The sequence below is a fragment of the Solitalea canadensis DSM 3403 genome (genome assembly GCF_000242635.2).
GTDB classification, from domain to species: Bacteria; Bacteroidota; Bacteroidia; order Sphingobacteriales; family Sphingobacteriaceae; genus Solitalea; species Solitalea canadensis.
This window is the reverse complement of record NC_017770.1, coordinates 1,048,201-1,060,314: the sequence shown is the minus strand read 5'-3', so window position 1 is coordinate 1,060,314 and position 12,114 is coordinate 1,048,201. Positions and strand designations below refer to the sequence as shown.

The window sequence follows — 12,114 nt, the reverse complement described above, 5'->3', positions numbered from 1 at the left end:
ATATAATCCCGGATAAAATCAGGGAATCGGGGTAATCGTTAAACAATCTATGCAACAGTAAATTAATGTCCCATGAAACCTGATTGGTCAGGAACCATAATCTCAATATTTCCGTCAATAATCACACATTGGCAACCAAGACGTGAAGTAATTTTGGGATTTACGGCACGATCAATAAAATCTTCTTCCTTATCAGAAATATCTTGAATATTATCCATGCCATTTAATACGTAGATGTGACAGGTACTACAACCGCAAACACCACCACAATTATGCTGAAGTTCGATATCGTTCTCAAGAGCCACGTCTAAAACCGATTCGCCTTCAGCAATCGTAAGTTCTACGGGCTCTTTTCCCTCCTCTTCGAAATTAAATTTTACTTTATATACGTTCATGCGTCAAAATTAATAATTAACAATAGTAATCGACAATCAATGTTGGGTTAATAAAAAAGGGCAATGATAACCCTCTATATATCAACCAATACTATTGATAACTCTTTACGATACTATCTGTAAGTATTGTATAAATATTCTTTAAAGGCACATTGTTTGACAGCAACTGTAAATGTTTTGCAATAACCAGCTGATCATTACGTCGTGCCGGACCGGTTTGGCCTTCATGTGGATTCATTTTTTGCACTTTCAATGCAGTTTCAAGGACTAACGGTCTTAATGCATCAAAATCCAACTGATAAACTTTTAATAGATCCTGAGACAGGTCATATAAATGATTTACAAAATTGCAGGCAAGAACTGCCGAAAGATGTAAAATCTTGCGTTGCTCGAAATCGGCCTCTTTTACAGAACTTGAAATTGTATTCGCTAACTCTTTAATAATGGCTAATGTCCTTTCGTCGGCAGCCTCGACAAACAAGGGAATCGTTTTAAAATCAAGTAAACGTCCTTTAGTAAACGTTTGCAATGGATACAAAACCCCAAAATTTGTTGTAGCCGCACTTAAAGCTTCCATAGGAACACTTCCGGCTGTATGAACCACGACTTTTCCTGAAATACTTAACTGCTTAGCGAGTTCTTCAATAACATCATCTTTTACAGAGATTACATAAACTTCGGCTTGTACGCTTATATCTGTTAACTGATCTGTATACGAGCATTTCAGTTCTTCCGCCAACAACTTAGCACTTTCAATACGATGATTGTAAATCTGCATCACGGCATGTCCGGCGTTTTGCATAGCAATGGACATATTTGTGGCTACATTTCCCGAACCCAGAAAAACTATCTTCATCTTATCGGTATAAGTATTTTAGTGAACTGAAACTTTATTAAAAATGAGAGAGCAAAGATAAAAGTATCACTCCTATCTCTGCTCCCTTCGAAATTTTTATTTAGTTAAGCGACTTGCTTTACTTTTTTATCAGCAGCTTGAGCTCCTGACGTAGCTCTTAATTCTTTTATTCTGCGTGAAATTGCGAATGCAAAACCGATTACCATGATAATTGTTCCACTCCACAATAAATTGATATAAGGGAACACAATTGCTTTCATGATAATATAATCCTTTTGCTTGCCTGGTTTCTTCAACATTTCGATTTCAAACTTATGGTCTTCAGGAATGATCTTAACCAACCTGAACTTAAGTCCGAACTCATCCATTTTTTTAGGGAAGCTAAACGCTGCATTATTTTTGATCAGATAAACAGGTTCTACAGGAGTAACCTTGTTATCGTCATTTGCAACTACATCCAGGGAAATACCAATTGCCACATCATTTCCTGAAAGCGGAATATCTTTAAGTTGTGCTTTTCTGTTTACCGATCTTACGATCACTTTTCCTTCATCAAAGAAAATGGTATCGCCAATGCTTACTTTATAAGAAATTGGCTTATTATATTCTTCATCCTCATTATGACCCTCATGCGGAGCATGCTCTTCACCTTCCACTTCTTTCTTAGGCACAGAACTTACGTGCGTATAAATATCGTGTGTTAGGTAATGACGAGTATCTGGAGAGGCAACTAATCCCATTGAAGGGTTTTGCTGACCTAATGGGAACAAGTCAAAACTTTCTTTAACCTGGTTATTCTCATCAAGTACTTTATAGTTTACACGGTAATAAGTATTCACTCCTTCTGTTGAATCACCTAAATAGGTAACCGTATATTTATTGATCTTCATTGGCTCATTTTTCCAAAGAAGAATATTCTCACGTTTGTTTTTAGCGTCGAACTGCTCACCGTAATCAAAGCCAGAGGTGTTCACAGAAATTACCTTATTTTGCGAAGCAGCAACTACAGCACCGATCAACATCAACCCAAAACCAATATGTGCTACTGCAGATCCGGTTAATTTAAATTTACCTTTTACTGCATCAGCCAGAACGGTAAAGTTTGTCAATACTCCAAATACAGCAGCAAAAATCAATACAGGGAACATCCAATTGAAATCGTTTTCATTGGTAAATCCTTCACCATAAATCAATTTTAACCCTCCGAAAAAGGTAAAATAACAAATGATAAAGGTGATTACTAACGACATTACTAAAGAAACCCCGGTACTAATCCAAAATTTAGCAGCTTCGGTTTTCTTGTATTTCATGAATTGGGAGAATCCTAATAAAATAGCAACAACCATGGCAAACGGCATTTGCCATTTGTTGTAGAATGGTACTGGTTCCAGAGGAGGAGCTATATCAGTTCCAATTAGCTTATTGATTACAGGTACTGATGTAAATCCGATTACTTGCAAACAAGACAAAGTCATTACCAAAGCCCCAATAAACATCCAGAATTCACGAGAATAAATGCTTTCTTCCTTTTCGGTAAATGGCATTTTCTTCCAGTTGATAACAATCAGGACAGTACTTAATACCAAAAACGCCAATACATAAATCACTAACTGACCCGACATACCTAAATCAGTAAATGAGTGTACTGAAGTTTCTCCTAAAATACCACTACGGGTAAGGAATGACGCGTATAATACCAGGATGTAACTAATTACTGTTAAGAAAAGACCCGTAAAATAGGAATGACCAGTGTTCTTATAAACAATCAATACGTGCACTGCTGAGATCATGGTTAACCATGGAATCAATGATGCATTTTCAACCGGATCCCAAGCCCAGAATCCACCAAAGTTCAATGCTTCATAAGCCCAGAATGAACCCATGATAATTCCGGCACCTAATACCATAACAGCAATTAATGCCCATGGAATTGCCGGTTTAACCCATTCTGTAATTCGTTTAGTCCATAGCCCAGCAATTGCATATGCAAATGGAGCTACCATTGAAGCAAATCCGAAGAACAAAGTAGGTGGGTGAATTACCATCCAGTAGTTCTGTAACAACGGATTTAAACCTTTTCCGTCAGAAATATATTTTATTAAATATTCAGGATCTTTAAATACAGGAGCGTTAGCCATTGCTTCACGCAACAAAATGAATGGAGAACTTCCAATACGATGACCGAAAATCTCTACGCCTAAAAGCATCGAAAGAATGAAAACCTGTGAAAGACCAATAACGGTCATTACACTATCTTCCCAGCTTTTAGCTGTCCGCATTAGCACGTTACCAATTACCAGTTGCCAGAAAGCCCAAAGAAGGAAACTTCCCTCTTGTCCTTCCCAGAAACAGGAAATCATGTATTCAACCGGAAGTGTTTTTGAAGAATGCGACCAGGCGTAATTGTATTCGAAATAATGATTATAGATGATGTAGAAAAGCGAAGCAATAATAACTATTACAGCAACCGACTGAATCCGGAACGACCAACGACCGATCTGACGCCATGAGGTGTCTTCCTTATCTTTAACCGTTTGAAAATAATAAGCTATTGTTGATAAAAGAGAAGCACCGAAAGCCAATACTATAAAAAACTGGCCTAATTTGCCGGGAAGAAGGTGTTCACCAACGTATTGAATATCCATCTAAAATCTAAGAACTATAATTGAGTAATTAACAACAGTTATAAAGAGCACTGTTAGTTAACCATTATTCTGTTTAATTGTTTATTTACGATCTATTATTATAAAGACGCGGTAGTCTTTTTAGAGGTGAATTCTTTCATTTCACCTTCCTGATCGGTATATTTTGACGGACATTTCATCAAAATCTTGGATGCATGAAATTCATTACCAACCATACCACCTGTCAATACAATCTGTTCAGATTTTTCAAAATCTTGCGGCTTGGTACCGAAAAACACTACTTTACATTCGTTTCCGTTATTATCTTTTGCATAGAAACTGAAATAGTTGGCATCCTTAATAGGATCATAGTACTGTGGCTTTTCTTTAACTAAGTGACTAACCACATGCAACTCTTTAGAGGTTTCTTTAGCTTCAGCGAATGATGCATAAGTGCTCGAGTTCCCATAAGTTGATACGATGATCGCAATAGCAACCGCAATGATTGCAATACCTACAATGTGCGTCTTTTTCATTAATAATCAACGATTTAAAAAGTTTCGCAAAGATACGCAATTTTAGCTTCTTAACCGACGTATTTAAGAGTTTGTTGGATTTGTTACAGAGGAATGGGTATTCTCGCAAAGTGAGATTATTACGAATTAAGGGTTACGAGTTACGTATTTATGATTAATCCGCAACCCATAACACGTAATTCGTAACTCTCAACCCGAAATAAATCTGAGCGGCTTTGCGAGCGCATTTAATCAACCCGGAAGGATAGCTGGCAAATAACACCAAAGGTTGTTACCTGGCCATCCTTTACGTGTGCTTTGATATCTTTCACAAAAACAGAGTCGATATTTCTAACTGTTTTTGAAACTTCTGTAACAGCATTGCGCACAGCGTCGTCAATACTTTTGTCGGAGGTGGCAATCACCTCGATCACTTTTACAATTCCCATGAGCGTAAATTTTAAATAAATTGGTTTTATTAATTAAGGAAAAATTCCAAGGTTTTTATAAGATATAGCAACTTTGTCAATTGCACATACGAAAGCAGCCATTCGCAGATCTGTTATCTTCTTATTGGCTAACTGAATGTCTCTTATCTCATGGTAAGCCCTCACCATCGTTTCTTCCAATCCAGAATTTACCAATTCAAGTTCGGAAGCTCCTTTTACGATAACTGTTCGCTGATCAGCTGTGATCGATTGCCCGGTCATGCGTTCAATCATATCCACCATATTACGAGCGGCATTTTCTTCAAAGCGTTTATTCATCCTCCCAAAAGCTACATGCGACAGATTCTTCAACCATTCAAAATAGGAAACTGTCACACCACCTGCATTGGCATACATATCCGGAACAATGATCCCTCCACGCTTGATAAAAGCAGTCGCTGCATCGGGAGTTGTCGGTCCATTGGCTCCTTCTACAATTATTTTCGCTTTGATGGCAGCTATATTCCCGTCATGAATCTGATTCTCCAATGCTGCAGGAACAAATATGTCACACTCTTGCTCCAATCCCTCGCTGCTGTTTTTGAAGTTTTTGGCTTTCTTGTAATTCAATATGGATCCGGTTTCTTTGCGGTGACGAACCACATCGTCAACATCCAACCCTTTAGAATCATAAATAGCGCCTTCATACTCACATAAACCTACAATTATTCCTCCGGCTTCCTGGATAAACTTTGCTGAATAGTAGCCCACATTACCTAAACCCTGTACAATTACCCGTTTGCCTTCTAAGCCAACAGAAAGCTTCACTTTCTTCATGTCTTCAGGAACATTTACACATTCACGGGCAGCAAAAAAAACACCTCTCCCGGTTGCCTCTCTCCTGCCGGCAATACCGTGTTGCGCCAAGGGTTTACCGGTTACACAGGCATTTGAATCAATTTGTCCGGGGTTATAGGCCTGATAAGTATCAACAATCCACGACATTTCACGTTCACCAGTTCCGTAATCAGGAGCAGGGACATCTGTACCCGGACCAATAAAGTTTTTCTTGATTAATTCTGAAGTATAACGACGGGTAATATTCTCCAGCTCTCGTTCACTGTATTTTTTGGGATTTACCTTAACACCACCTTTGGCACCCCCATAGGGAACATTTACGATGGCACACTTATATGTCATTAGTGCAGCCAGCGCTTTTACCTCATCTTCATGAACGAACTCACTGTAACGAATACCGCCTTTTGTTGGGAGCTTATGATGCGAATGCTCCACACGCCAGGCTGATATTAATTCAAAACCGCCGTTTGCTCTTATCGGAAACTTAAAGGAATAAATACTATTACACTCACGTATCATTTCAAGAATATCTTTCGGATGATCGGTAAATGTGGCCGCGTGATTAAAATAGTCGCATACGTCGTCCCAGAAACTTATTTCATGGGCGGCGGCTTTTGAGGGTTTCTTAGCCATAGATTAAATGATTGGTATTATTAAAAATAAAGAAAGCCAAACACTTCATCAATAAGATAATGAAGCATTTGGCTTTTTTATTTTGGGCTAAAAACCGTAAGGTTTGTTATTTCTTTAAATGCTGATGTTCTTTTTCAAGCTTTGACAATTTTTTATCGATACTTACCAGGTAGACAATGATACCAATAAAAATTATCGCGATTACACCTACTACGATATAGATTTTACCTGAACTACGAAGCGTATCTGCCATTTCAATTCCGTTTGCATTTTGAGCAAAAGTGGCTAATGACATCAATGTTAAAAGTATACTCAATATATATTTTTTCATTTTCTATTAGTTGGGATTACACAGATTTTAATGATTACACCGTTTGTCGTGTTAAACGGATTAATCTGCCTTTATTAATTATTTTGATAAAAAGTGATTTTCCAATTTACGCATGCGGAAGCGAATCTGCATGATCCAAAAGCTGATCAATATCCAACCTAAACATGCAGGATAAAAAATGCCACGCATACGAGAATCCAGGTCATAGCTGTTAAAACCAGGATTTCCGCCATTGCCTGGGTGCAATGAATCGGTCATGCGGGGGAGAACGAAAATCAATACGATCATCACCGGAAACGCAAAGATGTTATAAATAGCACCAATTCGGGCACGTTTTTGCTCTTCATCCAGAGAACCTCTTAACACCAGGTAAGCCAGGTAAATTAACAGCGCAATTAATGCCGAATTCTGTTTCGGATCACTGTTCCACCATGCTCCCCAGGTAAATTTGGCCCATAGTGAACCTGTGATCAAGCCTAACAATCCAAACACAATTCCCACATTTGCTGATTCTACAGCAATCAGATCATCATTCTCATGTCCTGTACGTAAATACTTCACACTGTAGATTACCGACGACAAGAATAACATGATCATCGCAAACCACATTGGTACGTGAAAATAAAGATTACGAATGGTTTCGTGCAGAATGGCTAAATGTGGAACTTCGAAAAGCAGACCGGCTAAAATGGAGTAAAATGTAAGGATAACGGCTAATATCTTCCACCAATTCTTCATGATTATAACTTATTTTTTTGGATTACACAGATTAATCAATTTGATTACACTGATTCGAATTAACGATGAACCATTATCAATGATCTAACCCTGTTCTATTCGCGCCAAAGATAAGGAAACAGCAGTAAAGAAGTTGCTGTAATAATTACATTGATGCCTAGTAACAGAATTATTTCGTCAGTACTTACCGAGCGATCCAGCCCGTCCATGGCATTTTTGGATAGTTTTATAATTGCCATTAATACCGGAATCACCACAGGAAAACTTAAAATAGCCATTAAAGTAGCATTATTCCCGGCTTTTGAGGCAATAGCTGATATCATTGTAAAAGCTGTAGCAAAGCTTAAACTGCCAATTACAACACATACCAAGTACAAAAACAGATCACCTATTGGATTACTGAATACTATATTGTAAAAGAACAGTGCAATTACAGATAGCAACAGCATCAATAAGAAATTATAAATGATTTTTGAAATGATAATGGCCTGCGGACTTATTAAGGTGTAATAATAAAGCTGGCGTTCTTTACTCTCATTCATAAAACTTTTGGCAACAGCATTAATTGCTGCAAAAAGCATAATGATCCAAAACAGTGCATTCCATGTTATTGGATCAACTTTTTTAAAGGATTGATAACAAATAAAGACGGTTGCCGCGATGTAAAGAAAAATTCCGTTAATAGCGTACTTTGAGCGCCATTCAAGAACTATTTCTTTTTTTATGAGTGATTGTACTTGTGAAACTAATGTCATGCCGGTTGTAAAACGTCGCAAAAATATCGAATTAGCTTCATTACACGAAACCTCTTTGGGAATACATGGTTAAGAATAAGATATTTTATTTTAATTTGCAGAATAATTTGATCCTAAAGAATGAAAAAACTGCTCTTTTTTTTAGCGCTCTTAATGCCATTTACTGTTTTAGCTCAAACTATAACATCTAAATCAATGGCTAAAGCTCCCGTTAAAAAAACTGCTAAACCTATTGATACAGCACAAAAAAAGAAGGTTGCTGTAAAAAAAGTAATTTATGACTCTATCGTTACGCTTACTGAAAATACTATTCAGGACTCTGTAAAGAAAAAAGCTGTTAAGAAAACCGTTAAACCTACCGATTCACTAGTGAAGAAAGCAGGTGCCAAGAAAACGGTTAAACCTACTGATTCGCTCATGAAAAAAGCAGGTGTAAAAAAAACGGTTAAGCCAGCAGATTCCCTTGCCAAAAAGGCTGCTGTAAAGAAAACAGGTAAAACTGCTGATTCTGCTACAACGGTAAAACTTCCTAAAGGCTGGTTTGAAATTTCGGGAAGTGACTCCACTGATATTAGAGAAAGCTTGTTGAAAAAGAATGCCGAAGAGTGGTTTACCGATTGGTTCTCTATAACCAATGAGCGTAATCAGGGATTCAAAGCCTCTGTTGCTGATAGCATCAATCGCGATCGCGGTTATTACCTTGGACATGGAACTTATGCAATGAAAGATACTCTTTCGCAAAACAGGATCAGTTCTATTAAAATGGACTATAAAACGGAAGTTAAGGTTAAAGGCAAATCCTATCAGTATCGCTTTTACGACTTTAAAATAAAATCCACCTTACTGCAAAACGGAAAAGTAATCAGTGATGAAATGGTGGATATGGAAGCGGAGAAAGAGCAAACGAAAGACCAATATCATACATGGAGGCTAAAGAAACTTCAGAATGAAATGCAAAATATACTCGATAATTTTCAAAGTATGATGCAACAGGAACCGCAACGGTTAAATGCATTTGAATAAAACCGCAAAGACGCGATGGCGCAAAGTTTTTTTATACTAAACGATTAATAAATCGCAAAGGCGCGATGGCGCAAAGATTTTTTTATACAAAGAAGGCTTTAATCCTTATAAGATTAAAGCCTTTTTCGTTGATATAATAATTCTTAGCGTCTTCGCGCCTTTGCGGTATTATGACACTTCCTTTTCGCCTTCTTTTACATTATAGAATACGAATTGTTTATCGAACATATCCAATTGGATCCTGGAATCTTTCTGTACTTTTCCACTAAGAATTTGCTTAGATAGTTCATTCAGAATCCGTTTTTGCATTACACGTTTCAACGGACGGGCTCCAAATTGTGGATCATAGCCTAATTGCGCCAACCAATCCAATGCTTCATCTGTTGCTTCCATCTCAATACCTATTTCAAGTAAAGTGCGTTGAACGCTTGCAAATTGAATGCGAACAATTTCACCAATATGATCTCGGCTCAATGGACTAAACATTACCACTTCATCAATACGATTCAAGAATTCGGGTCGTACATTTTTTTTCAAAATCTCGAATACTTCATTTTTTGTACGAGCTAACACTTCTTCTTTATTGTAATCATCCATTTCCTGGAAGCTATCCTGAATTAGTTGTGACCCAATATTTGAAGTCATAATGATGATCGCATTTTTAAAATCAACCGTACGTCCTTTATTATCCGTTAATCTACCATCATCCAGTACCTGCAACAAGATATTAAATACATCAGGGTGAGCCTTTTCAATTTCATCCAATAAGATGACAGAATACGGGTGGCGTCGAACTGCTTCTGTTAACTGTCCTCCCTCATCATAACCAACATATCCGGGAGGCGCTCCGATCAAGCGAGATACAGCATGACGTTCCTGATACTCCGACATATCAATGCGAACCATATTGTGTTCATCATTGAACAGTATTTCTGCTAATGCTTTAGCTAACTCCGTTTTACCAACACCAGTCGTTCCAAGAAAAATAAACGAACCAATTGGTCTGTTTTTATCCTGCAATCCGGCCCTGCTTCTACGAATCGCATCAGCAACAGCTTCAATTGCTTCATCTTGTCCGGCTACACGTTTATGTAACTCATCTTCAAGATGTAGTAATTTCTGTTTCTCACTTTCAACCAGCTTAGTAACCGGAACGCCTGTCCAGCGCGAAACAACACCTGCTATATCTTCGTAAGTAACTTCCTCTTTAAGCATTTTTTGGCCGTGCTGCATTTCGTCCAGCTTTTTACCAAGCTCTTCGATTTGCTGTTCGGTTTCAGGGAGTTTACCGTATTGCAATTCTGAAGCGTAAGCAAAATCACCATTGCGTTTTGCTTGTTCAATAGCAAGCTTAAAGCTTTCCAAATCTTTCTTCTTACTTTGCAACTCTTCAACCACATCCTTCTCACCCTGCCATTTCGCCTTTATTTCATTACGCTGTTCACTCAAATTGGCAATTTCCTCATTCAACTGGGCCAATTTCTTTTCATCGTTTTCACGTTTAATAGCCTCCCGTTCAATCTCAAGCTGCATTATCTTACGATCCAGTTCATCCAACGCTTCCGGCTTAGAATCCATCTCCAAACGCAATTTTGCGGCAGCCTCATCCATCAGGTCGATGGCTTTGTCAGGCAAAAAACGATCTGAAATATAACGTTGAGATAACTCAACCGAAGCTATAATAGCTTCATCCTTAATCCTTACTTTATGATGCGATTCATAGCGGTCTTTAATACCCCTCAAAATGGAAATAGCATCTTCACGGGTTGGTTCTTCAACCATTACTTTTTGAAAACGACGCTCCAGCGCTTTATCCTTCTCAAAATACTTTTGATATTCATTTAATGTGGTAGCACCAACAGCACGAAGTTCACCACGGGCTAAAGCAGGCTTAAGAATATTTGCGGCATCCATCGCTCCTTCCCCACCACCGGCACCAACCAAGGTATGAATCTCATCAATAAACATGATGATTTCACCGTCGGAACCTTGGACTTCCTTTACGACTGCTTTTAAGCGCTCTTCAAATTCACCTTTATATTTAGCTCCAGCGATAAGAGCACCCATATCTAGCGAAAAAATCGTTTTGGTTTTCAAGTTTTCTGGCACATCACCATCAACGATACGATGTGCTATACCTTCAGCAATGGCGGTTTTACCTACACCGGGTTCACCTATTAGAATTGGATTGTTTTTAGTTCGTCTGGAAAGGATTTGAATTACCCGCCTTATCTCTTCATCACGCCCAATAACCGGGTCAAGCTTTCCTTGCTGAGCCATTTCATTCAGGTTCTTCGCATATTTATTTAATGCGTTAAATGTTGCTTCCGCATTTTGATCTGTAACCCTGCTACCTCCTCTTAACTGATTGATTGCTTTTTTAAGATCCTTTTCGTTTACACCCAAATCCTTCAAAAGCGAAGCTGTTTTATCGCTTCCATTTAAAACTCCGAGCAAAATATGTTCAATGGAAACAAATTCGTCGTTAAACTCTTTTAAGTACGACTGAGCCTTTTGCAATGCTTTGGTAGCATCATTTGATAAGTAAATGCCGCTTCCTGTTACTTTTGGAAACGATTGTATTTGCTCATCCAGACCCGTCTCAAGACGCTGGACATTAACATTCAGTTTTTTAAGAAGATATGTAGCAATATTTTCATCGACAGATAAAATCCCTTTCAATAAATGAGCGGGCTCAATGGATTGTTGCTGAAAACCCATTGCTATTTCCGAAGCCTTATTTACAGCCTCCTGTGCTTTAATTGTGAAATTGTTAAAATTCATAAGTTTATATCCTCAACGGGTAATTATCAAAGAATTTTCCAATCTGTGATTATTAAAGATAATCAGAAAAAATTTCATGAAAAAGGTAAAACAGGACGACAATTTGACGGCACGCGCCTTTAAAATCTGCTATTTTTTCAGCCTTATCAGGAGTAAAAAACGAAAAGCCGTCCC

The 12,114-nt window shown here is 38.0% G+C and carries 11 protein-coding genes; 1 reads left to right on the top strand and 10 read right to left on the bottom strand.

Annotation, left to right across the window (positions count from 1 at the left end; genetic code table 11):
• Window positions 1–62 precede the first annotated feature (62 nt).
• The 9 genes from SOLCA_RS04385 to SOLCA_RS04345 form a co-directional block, all read right to left on the bottom strand.
• Entirely contained in the window at window positions 63–395 is a 333-nt protein-coding gene (locus SOLCA_RS04385; protein WP_014679240.1) for a 2Fe-2S iron-sulfur cluster-binding protein, read from the bottom strand.
• Window positions 396–486: 91 nt separating this feature from the next.
• Window positions 487–1,251 carry a Rossmann-like and DUF2520 domain-containing protein gene (locus SOLCA_RS04380; RefSeq protein ID WP_014679239.1) on the bottom strand — a complete coding sequence of 255 codons (765 nt, stop codon included), beginning with the start codon at window positions 1,249–1,251 and terminating at the stop codon, window positions 487–489.
• Window positions 1,252–1,355: 104 nt separating this feature from the next.
• Window positions 1,356–3,896 carry a heme lyase CcmF/NrfE family subunit gene (locus SOLCA_RS04375; protein WP_014679238.1) on the bottom strand — a complete coding sequence of 847 codons (2,541 nt, stop codon included), beginning with the start codon at window positions 3,894–3,896 and terminating at the stop codon, window positions 1,356–1,358.
• Between the two features lie 98 nt (window positions 3,897–3,994).
• Complete coding sequence (locus SOLCA_RS04370) at window positions 3,995–4,411, bottom strand: cytochrome c maturation protein CcmE domain-containing protein (protein WP_014679237.1); 417 nt, start codon at window positions 4,409–4,411, stop codon at window positions 3,995–3,997.
• A gap of 227 nt (window positions 4,412–4,638) precedes the next feature.
• Window positions 4,639–4,839: a dodecin family protein gene (locus SOLCA_RS04365; protein WP_014679236.1), complete on the bottom strand. Its 201-nt coding sequence runs from the start codon at window positions 4,837–4,839 to the stop codon at window positions 4,639–4,641.
• A 33-nt stretch (window positions 4,840–4,872) separates the two neighbouring features.
• Window positions 4,873–6,309 carry a Glu/Leu/Phe/Val family dehydrogenase gene (locus SOLCA_RS04360; RefSeq protein ID WP_014679235.1) on the bottom strand — a complete coding sequence of 479 codons (1,437 nt, stop codon included), beginning with the start codon at window positions 6,307–6,309 and terminating at the stop codon, window positions 4,873–4,875.
• A gap of 106 nt (window positions 6,310–6,415) precedes the next feature.
• A complete protein-coding gene (locus SOLCA_RS04355; RefSeq protein ID WP_014679234.1) occupies window positions 6,416–6,640 on the bottom strand; it encodes a CcmD family protein in 225 nt (74 codons plus the stop codon).
• A gap of 78 nt (window positions 6,641–6,718) precedes the next feature.
• On the bottom strand, window positions 6,719–7,378 hold the full coding sequence (locus SOLCA_RS04350) for a cytochrome c biogenesis protein (protein WP_014679233.1): 660 nt from the start codon (window positions 7,376–7,378) through the stop codon (window positions 6,719–6,721).
• Window positions 7,379–7,473: 95 nt separating this feature from the next.
• Entirely contained in the window at window positions 7,474–8,133 is a 660-nt protein-coding gene (locus tag SOLCA_RS04345; RefSeq protein ID WP_014679232.1) for a heme exporter protein CcmB, read from the bottom strand.
• A 120-nt stretch (window positions 8,134–8,253) separates the two neighbouring features.
• Here SOLCA_RS04345 and SOLCA_RS22125 point away from each other — a divergent pair, with 120 nt between their 5' ends.
• Window positions 8,254–9,156, top strand: a complete 903-nt coding sequence (locus SOLCA_RS22125; protein ID WP_014679231.1) for a hypothetical protein — start codon at window positions 8,254–8,256, stop codon at window positions 9,154–9,156.
• A 168-nt stretch (window positions 9,157–9,324) separates the two neighbouring features.
• On the opposite strand, the gene clpB is transcribed toward SOLCA_RS22125, so the two are convergent.
• A complete protein-coding gene (gene clpB, locus SOLCA_RS04335) occupies window positions 9,325–11,940 on the bottom strand; it encodes an ATP-dependent chaperone ClpB (RefSeq protein WP_014679230.1) in 2,616 nt (871 codons plus the stop codon).
• Window positions 11,941–12,114 lie beyond the last annotated feature (174 nt).